Origin of the sequence: Hydrogenophaga sp. NH-16, from assembly GCF_004006415.1 — a bacterium.
In the GTDB taxonomy this organism is placed as follows: Bacteria; Pseudomonadota; Gammaproteobacteria; order Burkholderiales; family Burkholderiaceae_C; genus Hydrogenophaga; species Hydrogenophaga pseudoflava.
This window is the reverse complement of sequence record NZ_CP029344.1, coordinates 1053594-1071833: the sequence shown is the minus strand read 5'-3', so window position 1 is coordinate 1071833 and position 18240 is coordinate 1053594. Positions and strand designations below refer to the sequence as shown.

22 protein-coding genes are annotated in these 18240 nt (G+C 66.5%); 18 read left to right on the top strand and 4 right to left on the bottom strand.

The genetic code is table 11. From position 1 onward, the window contains the following. Nucleotides 1-47: 47 nt before the first annotated feature. The 3 genes from fliD (at nt 48) to DD542_RS05210 (ending at nt 2351) form a co-directional block, all read left to right on the top strand. Nucleotides 48-1430, top strand: coding sequence for a flagellar filament capping protein FliD (gene fliD, locus DD542_RS05220; protein WP_127804288.1), 1383 nt, complete (start codon nt 48-50; stop codon nt 1428-1430). 190 nt (nt 1431-1620) lie between these two features. Further along, entirely contained in the window at nt 1621-2055 is a 435-nt protein-coding gene (gene fliS, locus DD542_RS05215) for a flagellar export chaperone FliS (RefSeq protein WP_127804286.1), read from the top strand. Nucleotides 2056-2057: 2 nt separating this feature from the next. Further along, complete coding sequence (locus DD542_RS05210) at nt 2058-2351, top strand: flagellar protein FliT (RefSeq protein ID WP_066154869.1); 294 nt, start codon at nt 2058-2060, stop codon at nt 2349-2351. 25 nt (nt 2352-2376) lie between these two features. Here DD542_RS05210 and fliE read toward each other — a convergent pair whose 3' ends face one another. Further along, a complete protein-coding gene (gene fliE / locus DD542_RS05205) occupies nt 2377-2700 on the bottom strand; it encodes a flagellar hook-basal body complex protein FliE (RefSeq protein WP_066154872.1) in 324 nt (107 codons plus the stop codon). Between the two features lie 183 nt (nt 2701-2883). Between fliE and fliF the strand changes: the two genes are divergently transcribed. The 13 genes from fliF (at nt 2884) to fliR (ending at nt 13880) form a co-directional block, all read left to right on the top strand. Continuing rightward, on the top strand, nt 2884-4554 hold the full coding sequence (gene fliF, locus DD542_RS05200; RefSeq protein ID WP_066155387.1) for a flagellar basal-body MS-ring/collar protein FliF: 1671 nt from the start codon (nt 2884-2886) through the stop codon (nt 4552-4554). Nucleotides 4555-4575: 21 nt separating this feature from the next. Continuing rightward, a complete protein-coding gene (gene fliG / locus DD542_RS05195) occupies nt 4576-5571 on the top strand; it encodes a flagellar motor switch protein FliG (RefSeq protein ID WP_079366698.1) in 996 nt (331 codons plus the stop codon). Beyond that, nucleotides 5555-6265 (top strand): FliH/SctL family protein, encoded by a 711-nt coding sequence (locus tag DD542_RS05190; RefSeq protein ID WP_066154878.1) that lies wholly within the window; start codon nt 5555-5557, stop codon nt 6263-6265. Before fliG ends, DD542_RS05190 begins: the two co-directional genes overlap by 17 nt. Nucleotides 6266-6290: 25 nt before the next feature. Then, a complete protein-coding gene (gene fliI, locus DD542_RS05185) occupies nt 6291-7727 on the top strand; it encodes a flagellar protein export ATPase FliI (RefSeq protein ID WP_241559770.1) in 1437 nt (478 codons plus the stop codon). Beyond that, on the top strand, nt 7724-8194 hold the full coding sequence (gene fliJ, locus DD542_RS05180; RefSeq protein WP_079366696.1) for a flagellar export protein FliJ: 471 nt from the start codon (nt 7724-7726) through the stop codon (nt 8192-8194). The genes fliI and fliJ overlap by 4 nt, the downstream gene beginning before the upstream one ends. Next, on the top strand, nt 8191-9492 hold the full coding sequence (locus tag DD542_RS05175; protein ID WP_127804284.1) for a flagellar hook-length control protein FliK: 1302 nt from the start codon (nt 8191-8193) through the stop codon (nt 9490-9492). Before fliJ ends, DD542_RS05175 begins: the two co-directional genes overlap by 4 nt. Before the next feature lie 157 nt (nt 9493-9649). After that, nucleotides 9650-10240: a flagellar basal body-associated FliL family protein gene (locus tag DD542_RS05170; RefSeq protein ID WP_127804282.1), complete on the top strand. Its 591-nt coding sequence runs from the start codon at nt 9650-9652 to the stop codon at nt 10238-10240. 18 nt (nt 10241-10258) lie between these two features. Then, complete coding sequence (gene fliM / locus DD542_RS05165) at nt 10259-11266, top strand: flagellar motor switch protein FliM (protein WP_066154888.1); 1008 nt, start codon at nt 10259-10261, stop codon at nt 11264-11266. After that, nucleotides 11256-11684, top strand: coding sequence for a flagellar motor switch protein FliN (gene fliN, locus DD542_RS05160; RefSeq protein WP_127804280.1), 429 nt, complete (start codon nt 11256-11258; stop codon nt 11682-11684). Before fliM ends, fliN begins: the two co-directional genes overlap by 11 nt. Before the next feature lie 8 nt (nt 11685-11692). Beyond that, entirely contained in the window at nt 11693-12055 is a 363-nt protein-coding gene (locus DD542_RS05155) for a flagellar biosynthetic protein FliO (RefSeq protein ID WP_079366692.1), read from the top strand. Further along, the gene (gene fliP, locus DD542_RS05150; RefSeq protein ID WP_066154895.1) at nt 12042-12809 is read left to right on the top strand and encodes a flagellar type III secretion system pore protein FliP; all 768 of its coding nucleotides are present in this window, start codon (nt 12042-12044) and stop codon (nt 12807-12809) included. Before DD542_RS05155 ends, fliP begins: the two co-directional genes overlap by 14 nt. A gap of 13 nt (nt 12810-12822) precedes the next feature. Continuing rightward, nucleotides 12823-13092: a flagellar biosynthesis protein FliQ gene (gene fliQ, locus DD542_RS05145; RefSeq protein WP_066154898.1), complete on the top strand. Its 270-nt coding sequence runs from the start codon at nt 12823-12825 to the stop codon at nt 13090-13092. A gap of 20 nt (nt 13093-13112) precedes the next feature. Continuing rightward, on the top strand, nt 13113-13880 hold the full coding sequence (fliR, locus tag DD542_RS05140; protein WP_127804278.1) for a flagellar biosynthetic protein FliR: 768 nt from the start codon (nt 13113-13115) through the stop codon (nt 13878-13880). Nucleotides 13881-13889: 9 nt separating this feature from the next. Here fliR and DD542_RS05135 read toward each other — a convergent pair whose 3' ends face one another. Next, entirely contained in the window at nt 13890-14324 is a 435-nt protein-coding gene (locus DD542_RS05135; RefSeq protein WP_127804276.1) for a hypothetical protein, read from the bottom strand. Nucleotides 14325-14913: 589 nt separating this feature from the next. Between DD542_RS05135 and DD542_RS05130 the strand changes: the two genes are divergently transcribed. Next, the gene (locus tag DD542_RS05130; RefSeq protein ID WP_127804274.1) at nt 14914-15627 is read left to right on the top strand and encodes a hypothetical protein; all 714 of its coding nucleotides are present in this window, start codon (nt 14914-14916) and stop codon (nt 15625-15627) included. A gap of 260 nt (nt 15628-15887) precedes the next feature. Here the strand turns inward: DD542_RS05130 and DD542_RS05125 are convergent, their stop codons facing one another. Next, nucleotides 15888-16517 carry a response regulator transcription factor gene (locus DD542_RS05125; protein ID WP_066154911.1) on the bottom strand — a complete coding sequence of 210 codons (630 nt, stop codon included), beginning with the start codon at nt 16515-16517 and terminating at the stop codon, nt 15888-15890. Then, nucleotides 16514-17629 (bottom strand): response regulator, encoded by a 1116-nt coding sequence (locus DD542_RS05120; RefSeq protein WP_066154915.1) that lies wholly within the window; start codon nt 17627-17629, stop codon nt 16514-16516. Before DD542_RS05120 ends, DD542_RS05125 begins: the two co-directional genes overlap by 4 nt. Before the next feature lie 143 nt (nt 17630-17772). On the opposite strand from DD542_RS05120, the gene DD542_RS05115 reads away from it, so the two are divergent. Next, a complete protein-coding gene (locus tag DD542_RS05115; protein WP_066154918.1) occupies nt 17773-18204 on the top strand; it encodes a hypothetical protein in 432 nt (143 codons plus the stop codon). Nucleotides 18205-18240 lie beyond the last annotated feature (36 nt).

Genomic DNA, 18240 nt, shown 5'->3' with positions numbered 1-18240 from the left:
CCGCATGCCATCCGCGTGCGGTGCGTTCATCCTGAAGGGGAAAAGCCATGTCCACCATCTCGTCCCCTGGCCTCGCCAGCGGCATCGACATCAAATCCATCGTGTCGCAGCTGGTGGCGTTGGAGCGCGCACCGCTGCAACCGCTGCAGAGCCAGGCCACGGTCTTCCAGAGCAGGCTCTCGATCTACGGCAGCATCAAGTCGATGGTGTCCGGCCTGGGCGACGCGGCGGCAAAACTCTCCACTGCCAGCGGCTGGAACGGCGTGAAAGCCACCTCGTCTAACAGCGCCGCAGTGGGCGTGTCGGCCGCTGCTGGCGCCAGCGCCACCAGCCTGAGCCTTGAAGTGCAGCAGCTGGCCAAGGCGCAGTCGGCAGTGTCGCCACAACCCGCCTATGCCCGGGACAGCGCCCTGGGCGCCGGCACGCTCACCATTCAGGTGGGCACGGGCGACCCGGTCGAGGTGGTGATTGCCGATGGCGACGACAGCCTGGCGGCCATTGCCCGCCAGATCAACGAAGCGAAGACCGGCGTGAGCGCCACGGTGTTGCGGGACGCGAGCGGGGAACGCTTGCTGATGCGCTCCACCGCCACCGGCGAGGCCAACACCTTCACCGTGGGCGTGACCGGCGGCAACGCCGGAGGGCTGGAGCGCCTGGCCTTCGGTCCTGGCGTCACCGGTGGCATGGCCCAGACCCAGGCCGCGCAAAACGCGCTGGCCACGATCAACAACGTGAACGTGACATCGGCGAGCAACACGCTCGACGACACGGTGCCCGGCCTCACGCTCACCCTGACGCAGGAAACGACGGCGCCGGTGGAGATCGGGGTGAGTGCCGACCAGGAGGGCATGAAGAAGAACGTGCAGGCTTTCGTGGATGCGTACAACGCGCTCAACAACATGCTGACCACCGCCACCAAATACAACGCGGAAACCAAGACGGCAGGCTCCCTTCAGGGCGACAGCACCGCCGTGGGGTTGCAGAACGCGCTGCGCGGCATGATGCGCTCGGTGACCGCCAGCAGCCCGTTCTCGCGCTTGATCGACGTCGGCATCGAAGCCAAGCAGGGTGGCAACCTGGAAATCAAGGCCGACAAGCTCAGCGCGGCGTTGGGCAACCTGGACGGCATGAAGGCGCTGTTCACCAGCGACAGCAGCGACCCCACCGCCAAGGGCTTCGGCCTGAAGATCAAGGCCTTTGCCGACGGGCTGGTCAACGCGGGCGGCACGCTGAGCACCAAGACCGAATCCCTGCAGAGCGCGATCAAGCGCAACACCCAGGAGCAGGAAAAGGTGGTCGACCGGGCAGCGCGCGCCGAGACACGGTTTCTGGCCCAGTACAACGCCATGGATGCGGCAGTCGGCAGGCTCAGTGGCCTGAATGCGTTTGTGGCGCAGCAGATCACTCTCTGGAACAAGAACAGCGGCTGAGAACGCGGTCGTCCGAATGGACAACGATGGTGCGCAGGCGCTGTTCTGACCCGGTTCTTGTTTGCTCACTGCCTGCCTGAACGTGGACCCGAAGATGATGAGCTTTCCACTGCAATTCCCGGTACCGGCGCCTACAGTCCCTCAGCAGACTGCCGATACAGAAAGGTATCAGCCACAAGGAATCGCCGCCATGTTTACCTCTGTCAACTCCCGCGCCGCCTCTGCCTACAAACGCGTTGCCGCTGACACCGGCGTGCAGGCGGCCGACCCGCACCAGCTGGTCGGTCTGCTGTTTGAAGCGCTCATGCAGTCGATTCACCGCGCACGGGGTGCCATGGCACAGGGCGAGGTGGCGGCCAAAGGCGCGGCCATCGGCAAGGCCGTGTGCATCCTGGAAGAAGGCCTCAAGGCCGGCCTGAACATGGCCCAGGGTGGCGAGCTGGCGCAGAACCTGCGCAGCATCTACGACTACAGCATCCTGCGCCTGACCCAGGCCAACCTGCGCAACGACCCCGCGGCGCTGGAAGAAGTGAGCAAGCTCATCGAGCCCGTGGCGCAGTCGTGGAAACTCATCGGGGGCCCCGGCCCCGCCTACCTGCAGCCCGTTGCGGGCCGTGGAGCCTGATCATGGAGCACAGCTTGCTGGACTACTACAAAGCCATCGAATCCGCCAGCCAGCGCATGCTGGAGGCCGCCCGGGTGGAAGACTGGGACCAGATCGTGCATCTGGAGGGCACCTGCGCGGTGCTGATCGCCCAGCTGCGCCACAAGTCGCGCAACCTGAGGCTGGCACCCGACGAGCGCAAGGAAAAGGCCCGGATCATGCAGCGCATCCTGCGCGCCGACGCCGAGATCCGCTGCCTGGCCGAACCCTGGCTGGGCGACCTCGAACAGCTGATGGATGCGAAACAGGTGCACTGAACAAAGCCCGCCACGCGGGCTTTGTTCAAACCGACATATTCATGATGTCGGTGTAGGCCTGGACCATGCGGTTTCTGACGTGCATGGTGGCCTGAAAGCCGATCTGGGCTTTCTGCATCGCGAGCATGGTCTCTTCCAGGCTCACGTTGGGGTTGCCCTTCTGCACTTCGTTCTGCAGCTGGGAAGCCTCGTTCTGGGCCTTGCTCACCGATTGAAGGGCGGTCTTGAAGTTGTCGGCAAAGCCGCTGCCGACACCGCCCACGCCGGCAGGCGCGCCGCCGCGCGCAGCCGCAGGGCGGCCGATGCCGTTGACGGCCTGGCTGTTCAGGGCATTGATTCGCAGGTCCATGGCGGTGTCCTTTCACTCTGACGGGTGCAGGACTGGATGCTAGTGAGCGGGCCCCTTCCGCGCGCCGGGAATAGGGGGTCAAAGGCAGCCTTTTTCATGGCTATGCCGGGGTGAGCGGGACCGGATACTCGGTCGCAACAGGGGAGATTCCCCCATTTGCCGACCCACTTCGAAGCCCCCGCCATGAGCACTGCCGTCGCCGAAATGGACCTTGCGCCAGAGAACCGCAACGCGCTGAGCGCCGGACTCTCACGTCTGGACCGCGCGCAGAAGATCAAGATGGGCCTGGGCGCCTTCGGCCTGCTGGCGATCGCCCTCGCGCTGTTCTTCATGGGCCGCCAGCCCGACTGGAAGGTGCTCTACAACAACCTGGGTGACAAGGACGGCGGGGCCATCATCGCGCAGCTGACGACGATGAACGTGCCCTACAAGTACACCGAGGGTGGCGGCGCCATCATGGTGCCGGCCGACAAGGTGCACGACACCCGCCTGCGCCTGGCCTCGCAGGGCCTTCCCAAGGGCACGGTCAGCGGTTTCGAGCTGATGGAGGCCAACCGCTTCGGCATGACGCAGTTCCAGGAGCGCCTGACCTTCCAGCGCGGCCTGGAAGGTGAACTCACCCGCTCGATCCAGTCGCTTTCCTCGGTGCAGGCCGCGCGCGTGCACCTGGCCCTGCCGAACCAGAACGGCTTTTTCCGCGAGCAGCAGAAGCCCAGCGCCTCGGTGCTGCTGACCCTGCACCCCGGCCGCACCCTGGACAAGGCGCAGATCGCCGGGATCGTGCATCTGGTCGCCTCCAGCGTGCCCGAGATGAACCCCAAGGCCGTCAGCGTCGTGGACGACGCCGGGACCCTGCTCTCGGCCACGCCCGACGGCATGGCCCAGGGCGCCGACACCCAGAAGCTGCAGTACACCCAGCAGGTTGAACAGCTCTACACCCGCCGCATCCTGGACATGATCGAGCCTCTGGTGGGCGCCGGCAACGTCAGGGCCCAGGTCAGCGCCGACATCGATTTCTCGCTGGCCGAGTCCACCTCCGAGCAGCACCGGCCCAACCAGGGCGGCGAGCCCGGCGCGGTGCGCAGCCAGCAGATCGTCGAGGACGGCACCCCCGCCCAGGCCCAGCCCGCGGGCGTGCCCGGCGCCACCACCAACCAGCCGCCGGCCACCGGCACCGCCCCCATCAACGGCGCCGCCGCGCCGCTGGGTGTGGCCAGCAACGCCGACAAGGCCGGCACACAGCGCCGCGAATCGGTCATCAACTACGAGATCGACAAGACCGTGCGCACCGTGCGCGAGGCCAGCGGTACCGTCAAGCGCCTGACCGCCGCCGTGGTGGTGAACCACCGCAGCGTCACCGACAAGACGGGCAAGCTCATCACCACCGCCATCCCGCCCGAGCAGCTGGAGCAGATGACCGCCCTGGTGCGCGAGACCATCGGCTTCAAGCAGGAACGGGGCGACTCGGTCAACGTGGTCAACGCCGTGTTCAACGTTCCCCAGCCGGTCGAGGACGTGGCGGTGGCCTGGTGGAAGCAGCCCGAGAACATGGAACTGGCCCGCAGCCTGGCCTGGCCCGTTGGCGCCCTGGGCGTGGCGCTGCTGATCCTCATGGGCATGGTGCGCCCGGGCATGAAGATGATGCGCGCCCCGGCGGCACCACGCATCGAGGACAAGGCCAAGGCCAAGGCGCCCCAGCTCGACGCGGTGCTCGACGAGACGCCCGAGCGCCCGGGCCTGCCCATGCCGGTCGAGAACCAGCGCCTGGTTGACGCGAAGCGGCTGGCGCTGGAGAACCCGATGGCGGTGGCGAACATCGTCAAGAGCTGGGTCAACGGCGAAGCGCCGGCGTAAGCCGGCCAAGGAAAGACGATCATGGAAGAACAGGGAATCCAGGACGCCGCGATCTTCCTCATGACACTGGGCGAGGAAGAAGCCGCAGAGGTGTTCAAGCACCTGAGCCCCAAGGAAGTGCAGAAGCTGGGCGAGGCCATCGCCAAGACCCGCGCCGTGTCCCACGAGCGGGTCGACCAGGTGATGCAGAAGTTCACTTCCGTGGCCTCCTCGCAGAGCCTGCTGGTGTCCGACACCGACAACTACGTGCGCGCGGTGCTGCGGCGTGCCCTGGGCGATGACAAGGCCTCGCTGCTGATCGACCGCATCCTGCAGGGCGGCGATGTCTCCGGCATCGAGAGCCTGAAGTGGATGGACCCGCTGTCCATCGCCGAGCTGCTGCGCAACGAGCATCCTCAGATCGTCGCGGCCATCCTGGTGCACCTCGAAGCGGACCAGACCGCCGACGTGCTGAAGAACTTCACCGAGCGCACCCGCAACGAGGTGATGCTGCGCATCGCCACGCTCGAGGGCATCCAGCCCACCGCGCTCAAGGACCTCAACGAGGTGCTCTACAAGGTGCTGGCCGGCGGCGACAAGATCCGCAAGACCTCGATGGGCGGCATCAAGACCGCGGCCGAGATCATCAACATGATGGGCAACCAGATCGAGACCTCGGTCATCGAGGCGATCCGCAACTTCGACGCCGACCTGGCGCAGAAGATCATGGACAAGATGTTCACCTTCGAGGACCTGATCAAGCTCGACGGCAAGTCGATCCAGCTGGTGCTCAAGGAGGTGGCCTCCGAGTCGCTGGTGATCGCGCTCAAGGGCGCGTCTTCGGAACTGCGCGAACTGGTCTTCGCCAACATGTCCTCGCGCGCCGCCGAGGGCCTGCGCGACGACCTCGAATCGCGCGGACCGGTCCGGCTGTCCGAGGTGGAGAACCAGCAGAAAGACATCCTGAAGATAGTCCGGCGCCTGTCCGAAGAGGGCCAGATCGCGATCGGCGGAGGCGACGATGAAGGCTTCGTCTAAGCCCAGCACGCACACCCGCTTCATCCCGCGGGAAGAAATCGACGGCGTGTCGGCCTGGCACTTTTCGTCGATGGACGGCAGCGACACGCTCCCGGTCGCGGCGGCGGTGGAGGCCGAGCCCGAACCCGACAAGGCCTTGGAGGAAGCGCTGCAAGAGGCCCGCCAGCAGGCCTACGCCGACGGCTTCGCCCACGGGCACGACACCGGCAGCAAGGAGGTGCGCGACGCGCTCGAAGCCGCCATGCGCCGCACCATCGAGGAAACCGGGGTGCGCATGGGCCAGATGCTGCACGGCATGGCCGAACAGCTGATCGCGGCCGAGCAGAAGATCGGCCGCCAGATCCTGGACCTGGCCTGCGACATCGCGCGCCAGGTGGTGCGGCAGGAGCTGCAGAGCAACACCGTCCACCTGCGCGCCGTGATCGGCGAGGCGCTGGAGCAGATCGTCGAGGACGGCCTGCCCGCCACCGTGCGCATGCACCCCGACGACCTCGCACTGATGCGCGGCGCGCTGATGGAGACCCTGGGCGAGAACGCCCCCGACTTCGTGGCGGACGTCACCATCACCCCGGGAGGCTGCCTGCTGCAGACCCCCGGCGCAACGGTCGACGCCACCATCGAAAAGCGCTGGACACGGGCCCTGGGCAACCTCGGCATGGACGCGCCCTGGAACCCGGAGGCGGGCGATGTCTGAACCCGACGGCCGCTGGGCCCAGTACATGGACGACCTGCGCATCGGCGCCAACGTGCACACGCCGCTGGAGACGCGCGGCACGCTCACCCGCCTGGCCGGCCTGGTGCTCGAAGCCGTGGGCCTGCGCGTGCCGGTCGGTTCGCAGTGCCTGATCGCCAACGGCAAGCGCGAGCCGGTGCTGGCCGAGGTGGTGGGCTTTGCCGGCAACCGCGCCTTCCTGATGCCCGCGGGCGACACCCGCGGCCTGGCCAGCGGCGCCAGCGTGACGCCGCTGGCGCCCTACCGCCCGGTGCCGCGCATGGGCCAGGTCAACAAGCCGCCATCGGCCGGCGACCGCGGTCTGCTGCGCCTGCCGCTGGGCCGGGGTCTGCTGGGCCGCGTGGTCGACTCGCACGGCCACCCCATGGACCACATGGGGCCGATCACCGAGGTCGACATCGAGCCCATGAACCAGGCGCCGCTGAACGCGATGGACCGCGACCCGGTGCGCGAACCGCTGGACACCGGCGTGCGCGCCATCAACGCCCTGCTCACGGTCGGCCGCGGCCAGCGCCTGGGCCTGTTCGCCGGCTCCGGCGTCGGCAAGTCGGTGCTGCTGGGCATGATGGCCCGCTACACCAAGGCCGACGTGATCGTGGTCGGCCTGATCGGCGAACGCGGCCGCGAAGTCAAGGAGTTCATCGAGGACATCCTGGGCGAGGACGGCCGCAAGCGCTCCGTCGTGGTGGCCGCGCCGGCCGACGCGCCGCCGCTGGTGCGCATGCAGGGTGCGGCCTACGCCACCGCCATTGCCGAACGCTTCCGCGACGACGGCCTGCACGTGCTGCTGCTGATGGATTCGCTCACCCGCTACGCCATGGCCCAGCGCGAGATTGCGCTGGCCATCGGCGAGCCGCCGGCCACCAAGGGCTACCCGCCGTCGTGTTTTGCCAAGCTGCCGCAGCTGGTGGAGCGCAGCGGCAACGGCCTCAACGGCCGCGGCTCGATCACCGCCTTCTACACCGTGCTCTCCGAAGGCGACGACCAGCAGGACCCGATCGCCGACGCGGCGCGTGCCATCCTGGACGGCCACATCGTGCTCTCGCGCGCGCTGGCCGAATCGGGCCACTACCCCGCCATCGACGTCGAGGCCTCGGCCTCGCGCGTGATGCACAACGTCGCCACGCCGCAGCACCTGGAGCTGGCGCGCAAGTTCCGCAACTACTACTCGCGCTACATGAAGAGCCGCGACCTGATCCAGCTGGGCGCCTACGCCGCCGGCAGCGACCCGGAGACCGACCGCGCCATCGTGCTCTACCCCGGCCTGCAGCGTTTCCTGATGCAGGACATGCGCGAGGCCGCGACCATGGAGCACAGCCTGCAGCAGCTGGCCGTGGCGCTGCAGGAAGACAAGCCCGCACGCGACGGCCGCGGTGCGCGCGGGCACGCCAACCACAACCTGTATGAAGGAACCCACGCATGAGCAACCTGCAGACCCTGCACAAGGTGGTGGACCTGGCCACCCGGCGCCGCGACGACGCGCTCACCGCGCTCGGCCAGGCCCAGCGTGAACTGCAGGCGGCGCAGGCCCAGATGAACCAGCTGCGCAACTACGCCGACGAGGCGCTGCAGCGCTGGGCGCAGCGCAGCACCACGGGCGGCGTGGACGCCAACCTGCTGCACCACCACCGCCTGTTCATGGAGAAGATCACCCACGCCATCGAGTTCCAGCAGGCGGTGCAGCGCGGCCGGGAAGAGGTGGTCGAACGCGCCCAGGCCCAGGTCTACGCCGCCGAGCGCGACGTCGCCGGCCTGCGCAAGTACGCCGAGCGCAAGCAGCAGGCGATCGAACACCGCGCCATGCGCCAGGAACAGAAAGCCACCGACGAGATGGCGCTGACCATCCACCTGCGACAGACCCTGTCGGCCGCCCACGGAGCCCGTTCATGAGCAGCACCGCCCCCTCTGCCTCGCACCACTCGTCCAACGGCCCGACCCAGGCGGCACAGGCCGCCGGTCGCCACGGCGCCCAGGGCACCCGCAAACCCGGCGGCCAGGAAACCGGCGCCGACCCGTTCGCCAACCTGCTGTTGCTGCTGAGCGCCAGCGACCCGCTGCCCGCAGACGGAGGCGTGGCCGCCGAGCTGGTGCAGGACACGGCCGAGACCCCTGCGGAGGAGTCCGGCGAAGCCCAGCTGGAAGCCATGATGGCCTGGGCCACCCTGCCCTCCGCTGGCGCACCCGCCGCCCCCGGCGCCCGCGGTCTGGCAGGCACCACCCCGGACGCCGGAGCCCCCGCGCAGGCAGCGACAGCCGACGGCGCGCCCGCAGACACGCTGCAGGGCATGCAGGTGCTGGACCAGCCCGAGGCACTGGACGAACAGACCCAGGCCCAGCTCTCGGCGGCCAACGCCGGCCCACCGGCCGCGGGCAACAGCGCCCTGGCGTCGAACGCCCGGCCCGGCGCCTGGCGCAGCACTGCGCAGATGGCGGGCACCAGCGCGCTCCAGCAATGGCACCACACGCAGGCCCAGTCGGCCCCCGCCGCCGAGCGCACCATGGTGCGGATCGACGCCGGGCCGGCGCTGCCGCTGCACAGCACGGTCGCGCTCGACCAGCGCTTTGCGCAGGCCGTCAGCGACGAAGCCTCGCTCGACACCCCGCTGGCGGCCACACCGCTGCACAGCGCGGTGCCCATGGCCGGCGGCGCCGACCACACCGGCCAGTCCGGCACCGGCGGCGAGGCGGGCGCCGAGGGCGGCGACCGCTCCGACACCCGCGACGAGCTGCGCAGCGACGCACGGGACGAGACCTACGACGAGGCGCTGGCGCAAGCCGATGCCGAGGCCGAAGAGCGGCTCGACAGCTTCGCCTCGCCGCACCTGCGCCAGGCCAGCCTGCGCATCGGCGAAGACGGCGAGAACGCCATCGACGTGCGGCTCTCGCTCACCGGCCAGGAACTGGACCTGAGCTTCCGGACCGACAGCGCCGAGGCGCGCGCCGAGCTGCGCCAGAGCGCCGAGGGCACGCTGGCCGACCTGCTGCAGCGCGGTGGCATCCAGCTGGGCGACGTGAGCGTCAGCGACCAGCGCGGCCAGCAAGGGCAGGACGGCCCGACCGCGCCACCCGTCCGCCCAGGCACGCCATCGGCCCGCGCCGACGCTGCGGCGGCCCCGGCCGGCAACGCCGTGCCGGCCACGCCACGGCCCCACAGCGACGGCAGCCGCCCGCTGGACCTGTTCGTCTGAGAACGCCAAGCCGGCCGTGCGGAGCCGGCGAATAGCGGGGTTTTCCGGCGCTATTCAGGGCTACGCCCGGGGGGGGTGGCTCCAATAATTCCTCCACAGCCCGCCGGTCTTTTCGGCGGGCACCGCCCCCCACGGGGCGCTCTTCCGGAGGATGTCCATGTCTGCTGTCGCCGCTGCTGCCGCCCCCGCCAATGGCGAGGCCCCAGCCAAACCCAAGAGCAGGAAGCTGCTGTTCATCATCATCGGCGTGGTGATGCTGGCGCTGATCGGCGCGGGCACGGCGCTCTTCCTGCTGAAGAAGGCGCAGAGCGAAGACGAGGAAGACGGCACCGAACTCACGGCCGAGGAGGAGCACGCCGCACCGCTGCGCGACCCCAAGACCCCGCCGACCTTCCTGCCGCTGGACAGCATGGTGGTCAACCTGGCCGACCCGGGCGGCAACCGCTTCGCCCAGCTGGGCATCACGCTGCAGCTGGCCGACGCCAAGACCGGCGAGGAGATGAAGACCTACATGCCCAGCATCCGCAACGGCATCCTGATCCTGGTCTCGCAGCGCACCGCCGAACAGATGCTGCGGACCGACGGCAAGCAGGCCCTGATCCAGGACATCATGGCCGAGATCTCCAACGTCATGGGCTACGACTACGAGCGCCCGGGCGCCGAACCCGCCGCCCAGGGCAAGAAGAAGAAAAAAGCCGCTCCCAACCCGCTTGAGGGCGTGCTCTTCTCCAGTTTCATCGTGCAGTGACCGGGGGGACCTGACGCCATGGCCGATTCGTTTCTTTCCCAGGAAGAAGTCGACGCCCTTCTGGAAGGGGTCACCGGCGAGAGCCAGAAGCTCGAGAAAGAGGACACGCCCACCGACGGCGTCCGCACCTACAACCTCTCCAGCCAGGAACGCATCGTCCGTGGGCGCATGCCCACGATGGAGATCGTCAACGAACGCTTCTCGCGCAACCTGCGCCTGGGGCTCTTCAACTTCATCCGGCGCAGCCCGGAGATCTCGGTCGGCGGTGTGCAGGTGCAGAAGTACAGCGCCTTCCTGCGCGAGCTGGCGGTGCCCACCAACTTCAACATCATGGCCGTGCGCCCGCTGCGCGGCAACGGCCTGGTGGTGTGCGAACCCAACCTGCTGTTCGGCGTGATCGACAGCCTCTACGGCGGCAACGGCAAGTTCCACACCCGCATCGAAGGGCGCGACTTCTCGCCCACCGAGCAGCGCGTCATCGACCGCCTGGTCGAGGTGGTGGCCGAGGAATACAAGAAGGCCTGGCGCGGCGTGTACCCGATCGAGCTGGCCTACCAGCGCTCGGAAATGCAGCCCCAGTTCGCCACCATCGCCACCCCCAGCGAGATCGTGGTGTCCACCAGCTTCACGCTGGAGATCGGCGACATCACCGGCTCGCTGCACATCTGCATTCCCTACGCCACGCTCGAACCCATCCGCGACGTGCTGTATTCCAGCGTGCAGGGCGACGCCATCGAGGTCGACCGCCGCTGGGTCAAGCTGCTGGGTCAGGAGATCCAGGCGGCCGAGGTCACGATGGTGGCCGAGCTGGCCCAGACCGACGCCACCGTCGAGCAGCTGCTGGCGATGCAGGTCGGCGACTTCATCGAGCTGGACCGCAACCCGGCCATCAAGGCCCACGTCGACGGTGTGCCGCTGTTCGAGTGCCAGTACGGCACGCACAAAGGCAAGTACGCGCTGCGCATCGACCGCAAGCTGAGCAGCAGCACCGACAAGACCTGGCAAGGAGATCCCTATGTCCACTGAGAGCCCCGACACCATGAACGATTCCGTCGCCGACGACTGGGCCCAGGCCCTCGAAGAACAGGCCGTGGCCAGCGCCGGCAGCGGCGCCCACGACAGCGCACCCGCGTTCGACGACCACCCCTCGACGCCTGCCACCAACGCGGGCAACGTCATGCAGGACATCCAGATGGTGCTGGACATCCCGGTGCAGCTGACGGTGGAACTGGGCCGGGTGAAGGTGCCGATCAAGTACATCCTGCAGCTGGCCCAGGGCTCCATCGTCGAGCTCGACGCGCTGGCCGGCGAACCCATGGACGTGCTGGTCAACGGCTACCTCATCGCCCAGGGCGAGGTGGTGGTGGTGAACGACAAGTTCGGCATCCGCCTGACCGACATCGTCACGCCGTCCGAGCGCATGCGCCGTCTCTCCAAGGGTTGAAGCTCGCCATGCTCCAGAACGCCGCCCCGGCCATCGTGCTGCTCATCGTCATGGTGGGCATCGCCTGGCTGCTGCAACGCTACCGCCGCCACCTGCCGGGCGCGGCGCACCGCGCCGGCCCGCATCTGCAGGTGCTGGGCGGCGTCGCGCTCGGCCCGCAGCAGCGCGTGGTCACGCTGCAGGTCGGCCAGGGCGAACAGGCGGTCTGCCTGGTGCTCGGCGTCTCGCCGGGCAGCGTCACCGCGCTGCACCAGATGCCGCTGCCGCCCGAGGCCAGCGAAGCGCCCGCCGCCCCGGGCCACACCCCCGCCCCCGCCGGTTTCGCCGCGCGGCTGGCCCTGTTCCGCAAGGACGGTGATGCGAACCGCTGAACACCCGCGCCGCGCCCGCCTGCTCGGCCTGGCGCTCCTGCTGCTGGCCGCCGCGCCCGCCTGGGCGCAGCAGACCGGCAACGCATCCCTGCCCATCGTGGTGGGCCAGGGCGCGGGCGGCACCAGCTACTCGGTGCCGATCCAGACCCTGCTGTTCTTCACCGCGCTGAGCTTCCTGCCCGCGGTGCTGCTGCTGATGACGGGCTTCACCCGCATCGTCATCGTGCTCTCGCTGCTGCGCCAGGCCCTGGGCACGCAGTCCGCCCCGCCCAACCAGGTGATCATCGGCCTCTCGCTGTTCCTCACCCTGTTCGTCATGGGGCCGACGCTGGACAAGGTCTACAACGAGGCCTACCAGCCCTACACCAGCAACCAGATCCCGTTCGACCAGGCGCTGGACCGCGCGCAGGGCCCGATGCGCGAGTTCATGCTCAAGCAGACCCGCCAGAGCGACTTCGAACTCTTCGCCCGCCTGGCCAAGCTGCCCGAAGACGTGAAGGCCGAAACCGCGCCATTCCGCGTCATCGTGCCGGCCTTCGTCACCAGCGAACTCAAGACCGCGTTCCAGATCGGCTTCATGATCTTCATCCCCTTCCTGGTGATCGACATGGTGGTCGCCAGCGTGCTGATGTCGCTGGGGATGATGATGCTCTCGCCGGTGCTGGTCGCCCTGCCCTTCAAGCTGATGCTGTTCGTGCTGGCCGACGGCTGGAACCTGCTTCTGGGCTCGCTCGCAGCCTCTTTCGCGACCTAGTCAAGGAAACCCCATGGACCCCCAAGCCGCCCTCACGATGGGCCAGAACGCCCTCTTCATGGTGCTCATGGTGGCCGCGCCCGTGCTGGCCGTGGTGCTCGGCGTGGGCCTGCTGGTGAGCCTGTTCCAGGCCATCACCCAGATCCACGAAGCCACCCTCTCCTTCGTGCCCAAGCTGATCGCGGCCATCGCCGTGTTCGCGATTGCCGGCCCGTGGATGATGACCACCCTGGTCGAGTTCATCCGCAACACCATCCTCGCGATCCCCAACCACGCGATCTGAACGCTCGCGCGACCGGCGCCATGTTCTCGTTCACTGAAGCCGACATCATGGCGCTGGTGGCGCCGGTGTTCTGGCCCTTCCTGCGCATCCTGGCGGTGTTCTCCAGCGCGCCCATCTTCTCGGCGCGCTCGGTGCCCATGCGCGCCCGCGTCGCACTGGCCATGCTGGTGGCCATCTGCGCCCAGGCGGCGCTGGCCGACCAGCCGGTGATCGGCCTGACCGACCCGCAGGCCATGGGCGTGGTGCTGCAGCAGGTGGTGATCGGCCTGGCCATCGGCCTGGCGGTGCGCATCGTGTTCGCGGCGGTGGAACTGGCGGGCGAAATCATCGGCCTGCAGATGGGCCTGAACTTCGCCGGCTTCTTCGACCCAACCACCAACCAGCAGACCAGCGCCGTCGGCCGCTTCTACGGCAACAGCACCATGCTGCTGTTCGTGGTGCTCAACGGCCACCTCATGGTGCTGCAGGCCGTGGTGGCCAGCTTCGAGACCTTTCCGATCGGCACCGGCGCGTTCGAGGCCATCGAGCGCATGCGCCTGCACGAACTCGGCTCGGTGGTGTTCCGCTACGGCCTGTGGATTGCGCTGCCCATGATCGGCATGCTGCTGTTCGTCAACATCGTGCTGGGTTTCATCTCGCGCGTGGCGCCGCAGATGAACGCCTTCGCCATCGGCTTCCCGCTCACCCTCACCACCGGCCTGCTGGGCATCGCCGTCACCCTGCCCATGCTCGAAGGCCCGGTGGTGGCGCTGATGAAGCTCGCCACCGGCATGTTCACCGGAAGCTGAGCCCGCGGCTCACTCCCAGCGCAGGTCGCGCAGCTTCCAGTCCGAACCATCCAGCGCCCACTGCAGCTGCACCGAGTAGGGCGAGGCGCGTTCGGGAATCAGTCCCTGCGCGCCGGTCACCAGCACCTGCGCCTCGGTGATGCCGATGCCCGACCCTGGCGGGTCGATGCGGCTGCTGCGCGTGACCGCGATCACCTTCACATTGGCATAGCGCAGGAACATCAGCGCCATGGTCTTGCGCGCCCACTCGGCGTCGTACTCGTCCTGCGCTCTGAACCGCGCATCCAGCATCGCCAGCACGGCTTTGCTGTCCTTGGCTTCGAGATGGTCCTGCAACTGCTGCACCGCGGCTTCCAGCGCGGTCTGCGGGTCGGGTTTGCTGCAGGCGGTGAACAGGCTGGCGGCGGTGGCGAGCAGTGTGAGGGAGGCGGTTCGGCGGTGCATGCACAGATTGTCAACGTGTCTGCACGACCCACACCGGAGAACGAGTTGTCGCGTGTGATTGAACGGGCCGGCGATGCGGATACCGTTAGTCGCCCAACCGGAGCTGGGTCAGATTTATCGTTGACTTAACGCTTCATCTACTTACACTGAATAAATAACCCGTTCGTATCAGTCCAGCTTTCCTGAGGGCACAGATGAACACGTCGAAAGTGGTGATTTTCTGCCCACCCAAATGGGCAACCCACTTCGGACTTTTGTTGCTCTCGTGACATGCGAGTAAGGCAATGAAGCGGAATATAACCTGGAGCTAGAAATATCCGGAAACTGTGAAAATTCACAAAATCCAGATTGCCAAAAACATTTGAATGAGCGTCAAAAAATGAAAAGTGCTGTCTTTCTCCTGTTTATGGTAGGCCTCCTATTTCCATCAGCTTCCTGGGCAGAAGACGAGGTGGACAAGGTACGAAACAGATGCCAGGGAGACAAATACCGAAGCATCGCATATGATTGCGATTGCATAACCTCCGCATTCAAAGATGCATTCAGTGACAACCCCTCCCACCCCCCATTGCAAGTGTATAGCCGTGTCATGATGAATGAGGCCGCCAGATGCTTGCAGCCGGAGAAAATCCATGCAAACTCGCTAGGCAATTGCGGAGGAGTCTATTCACAGCATCAGAAGTTTGACAACGGCAATTTGGGAAAGACAAAATTCTGTCACTGTGTGGCGGATGAAACTGTCAAATCACTGAAAGGGATGAATCATTTTAATGTCGCCAATCTGGTCAGACCCAATCTGTATGCATTTGACATCTGTGGCTTGAAAAAAGAATACGCAACCCCTACCGAAAGCTCATTACCCAAGAAACAACAAGCTGCAATAGAAACACTTCCTGCAGGGAGGAAAATCAGCACCACGGACGACACCATCTACCTCATCATTCTGAACAAGAATTTCGACCTTGATCAGCTCGACCCGGTACGCTTTGCCATGAGTGCAACTTATAAGCCACACCGCAACAATAGATACGTCACCCCAAAAGACTACGCGACGACAACCCTTCCCAAGGCACTCATAAAACGCGGCGCGGTGCCTCCAGGAAAAATCACCCTCCGCGCCATTGAAGAAGTACCGACCGTGGCGAATATCTACAATCAAGCGATCTTGGTAAAGGGCCCCGGGTTAAAGGCGGTGATGCATGAGATCAAACGGGTACGGACAGTGACTTCAGTCGATTATTACGTGTTTGCCGGAGAAGAAATCTATCTAGTGCCCGATATCGCCTCTCACCTACAGAAATAGGCATCAGTATTTGATGGGCAACTTTTTGGACCGAAGAGCAGCTGCTTGGGATTGCCTTCCCATTTGAAGGAGCAAGCGGTGTTTCTATTTCAAGACCACCCACGCAGACTTGATACGCCTGCTCACAACTCAGTGATCCGGAATTTTGGCCAATAACTCGGCCAGCAACGCTCTTACCTGCAGGGCATGTGCGTCAATTGCGCTCCGCGCCATAGGGCAACTCAGGAAGCGCAGTCTCTTTGTCGTCGGAACTCACCACCTCACACCAGACTGTTCCGAATCGCATACACCGTCAGCTCCGCGTTGTTCGACAGGTGCAGCTTCTCCAGCACCCGCGCGCGGTAGACGCTCACGGTCTTGGGGCTGAGCATCAGCTCTTCGGCGATCTCCGAGAGCTTCTTGCCCGAGGCGATCTTCTGCAGGGTCTGCAGCTCGCGCTCGGACAGGCTGGCGTGCAGCTCTTCGGTCTCGGGGGCGTTCAGGTTGTCCACCAGCATCTGCGCCACCTCGGGCGTGACGTACTTGCGGCCCTGGTTCACCGTGCGGATGGCGGCGATCATCTCGGCCGGCTCGCCCGCCTTGTTCAGGTAGCCGCGCGCGCCGGCCCGCAGGCAGCGGATGGCGTACTGGTCTTCCGGGTACATCGAGACCACCAGGGTCTTGACGGGTGAACCTTCCTCGCGCAGCGCAGCCAGCACCTCCAGCCCGCCGCGGCCGGGCATGTTGAGGTCGAGCACCAGCACGTCGCACTCGGTCTTGCGCATCTGCTCGCGCAGCTCGGGGTAGCTGCCGGCTTCGCCGACGACCTGGATGTCGACCGCTTCCGAGATGGTGTCGCGGATGCCGCGCCGGACGACCGCATGGTCGTCGCACAAGATGACCTTGATCATTGTTCTTCGTCCCTGTGGTGGTGGTTCCCGTCATCGTCATCGAGCGGCACCGAGAGGATCACGGAGGTGCCCCGCGATGAGCTGCTGATGTCCAGCCAGCCGCCGACCTTGGCGGCGCGTTCCTTGAGCCCGAGCAGGCCGAAGGACTTGGCCTTGCGCAGCGCCTCGGCGCTCAGGCCCTGCCCGTTGTCGCTGACTTCGAGGGTGAGCACGCCCTCGCGGTCGCTCAGGTCGATGTCCACCGCGCTGGCCCGGGCGTGTTTGGCCACGTTGGTCAGCGCCTCCTGCGCGGTGCGGTAGGCCACGAGCTGCACCGCGTGCGGCACATCGATGTGATCGGACGAACGGCGCACGGTGACACGCGTGCCGTTGCGTTTCTCGAAGCCGGTGGCCATCCACTGCACCGCCGCCACCAGCCCCTGGTCGAGGATGGGCGGGCGCAGGTTCATCATGATGCGCTGGCTGGCGCCCAGGGCATGCTGCAGCATCTCCAGCGCGGTGTCCATGTGCTGGCGCACCTCGGGGTCGAGCGCCGGGCGGCGGGCGATCCAGGCCAAGTCGAGCTTGACGGCGGCCAGCGAACCGCCGATGTCGTCGTGGATTTCGCGCGCGATGTCGGCGCGTTCCTGCTCGATGCTGGTCTGCAGGTGTTCGGCCAGTTCGGCCAGGCGGCGCTGGGAGTCGGCCAGTTCGGCGTCGGCCCGTGCCTTGGCACGGCGGGTTTCGGACACCTCGATGGCGCGCTGGATGACGTGGGCCACCCGGTTCATGCTGTCCTTGAGCAGGTAGTCGCTCACGCCGCGGTGCATGGCCTCGACCGCCGCGGCCTCGCCGATGGCGCCCGAGAGGATGACGAACGGCAGGTCCAGTCCGATCTCCCGCAGCCGGTCCCACGCGTCCAGCCCGGAGAACCCGGGCAGGTGGTAGTCGGCCAGCACGATGTCGTAGCGGTTCTCGCGCAGCTCGCGCTCGAAGTCGTCGAGGGTGTCGACCAGCAGGATGTCGTGGTTCAGCCCGCTTTTCTGCAGCGCGAACTTGACCAGGGCGTGGTCGACGCGGGAATCCTCCAGGTGGAGGATGCGGACCGGACGGGATGCGGTGGTATCGGGCATGCGGCTCGCAGTGGTCGAAATGGCGCTGAATTCGGGCCGTTTTCTGCCGATACAGCCTGTCACAGTTCCCGAAAATTGTACTGCCCCAACTCCCTGGAGCGGCCTCGAGAACAACCCTCAAGCCCGACCACAAGGACCCGCCGATGACGCCCCAGACCTTGCCATCCGTCAATCTGCCAGTGAACCTGGTCGCCGATCTCCAGGACTCCCTGCTCATGGCGATGACCGACCTCAAGCGTCTGGAGGGTCTGCTGGACCACGCCACCGACAACCTGATGGAGCGGTTTTCCACCGCCAACCACGCCCTGGCCCACCTGGACGGCAACGAGAACGACGACCTGCTGAGCATCCGCCGCAGCCTGCACCAGGCCGTGACCGAACTCCAGTTCCACGACATGGCCACGCAGCTGATCGTGCACACCGGCAAGGTGCTGCAGGGCTGCGCCTGGAAGCTGGCCGAGGAGGCCATGGAGCCGGAAGAGGACGAACTGCCGATCTGCGTGGACCCGACCCCCGATCGCCCCAGTCCGGTCACCCAGAACGAGATGGACGCCGGTTCCATCGACCTGTTCTAAAGACACGCACCTGTTTGCCGATATCCGAACGAACCA

Excerpts from the sequence above, each read along its gene's own strand:
- fliR (WP_127804278.1), top strand. The coding sequence starts at position 13,113 with ATGTTCTCGTTCACTGAAGCCGACATCATGGCGCTGGTGGCGCCGGTG.
- DD542_RS05210 (WP_066154869.1), top strand. The coding sequence starts at position 2,058 with ATGGAGCACAGCTTGCTGGACTACTACAAAGCCATCGAATCCGCCAGC.
- fliN (WP_127804280.1), top strand. The coding sequence starts at position 11,256 with ATGTCCACTGAGAGCCCCGACACCATGAACGATTCCGTCGCCGACGAC.
- DD542_RS05115 (WP_066154918.1), top strand. The coding sequence starts at position 17,773 with ATGACGCCCCAGACCTTGCCATCCGTCAATCTGCCAGTGAACCTGGTC.
- fliE (WP_066154872.1), bottom strand. The coding sequence starts at position 2,700 with ATGGACCTGCGAATCAATGCCCTGAACAGCCAGGCCGTCAACGGCATC.
- DD542_RS05120 (WP_066154915.1), bottom strand. The coding sequence starts at position 17,629 with ATGCCCGATACCACCGCATCCCGTCCGGTCCGCATCCTCCACCTGGAG.
- fliG (WP_079366698.1), top strand. The coding sequence starts at position 4,576 with ATGGAAGAACAGGGAATCCAGGACGCCGCGATCTTCCTCATGACACTG.
- fliD (WP_127804288.1), top strand. The coding sequence starts at position 48 with ATGTCCACCATCTCGTCCCCTGGCCTCGCCAGCGGCATCGACATCAAA.
- DD542_RS05170 (WP_127804282.1), top strand. The coding sequence starts at position 9,650 with ATGTCTGCTGTCGCCGCTGCTGCCGCCCCCGCCAATGGCGAGGCCCCA.
- DD542_RS05155 (WP_079366692.1), top strand. The coding sequence starts at position 11,693 with ATGCTCCAGAACGCCGCCCCGGCCATCGTGCTGCTCATCGTCATGGTG.
- fliF (WP_066155387.1), top strand. The coding sequence starts at position 2,884 with ATGAGCACTGCCGTCGCCGAAATGGACCTTGCGCCAGAGAACCGCAAC.
- DD542_RS05190 (WP_066154878.1), top strand. The coding sequence starts at position 5,555 with ATGAAGGCTTCGTCTAAGCCCAGCACGCACACCCGCTTCATCCCGCGG.
- DD542_RS05130 (WP_127804274.1), top strand. The coding sequence starts at position 14,914 with ATGATGAATGAGGCCGCCAGATGCTTGCAGCCGGAGAAAATCCATGCA.
- fliP (WP_066154895.1), top strand. The coding sequence starts at position 12,042 with ATGCGAACCGCTGAACACCCGCGCCGCGCCCGCCTGCTCGGCCTGGCG.
- fliJ (WP_079366696.1), top strand. The coding sequence starts at position 7,724 with ATGAGCAACCTGCAGACCCTGCACAAGGTGGTGGACCTGGCCACCCGG.
- fliS (WP_127804286.1), top strand. The coding sequence starts at position 1,621 with ATGTTTACCTCTGTCAACTCCCGCGCCGCCTCTGCCTACAAACGCGTT.
- DD542_RS05135 (WP_127804276.1), bottom strand. The coding sequence starts at position 14,324 with ATGCACCGCCGAACCGCCTCCCTCACACTGCTCGCCACCGCCGCCAGC.
- DD542_RS05125 (WP_066154911.1), bottom strand. The coding sequence starts at position 16,517 with ATGATCAAGGTCATCTTGTGCGACGACCATGCGGTCGTCCGGCGCGGC.
- fliI (WP_241559770.1), top strand. The coding sequence starts at position 6,291 with ATGGACGACCTGCGCATCGGCGCCAACGTGCACACGCCGCTGGAGACG.
- fliM (WP_066154888.1), top strand. The coding sequence starts at position 10,259 with ATGGCCGATTCGTTTCTTTCCCAGGAAGAAGTCGACGCCCTTCTGGAA.
- fliQ (WP_066154898.1), top strand. The coding sequence starts at position 12,823 with ATGGACCCCCAAGCCGCCCTCACGATGGGCCAGAACGCCCTCTTCATG.
- DD542_RS05175 (WP_127804284.1), top strand. The coding sequence starts at position 8,191 with ATGAGCAGCACCGCCCCCTCTGCCTCGCACCACTCGTCCAACGGCCCG.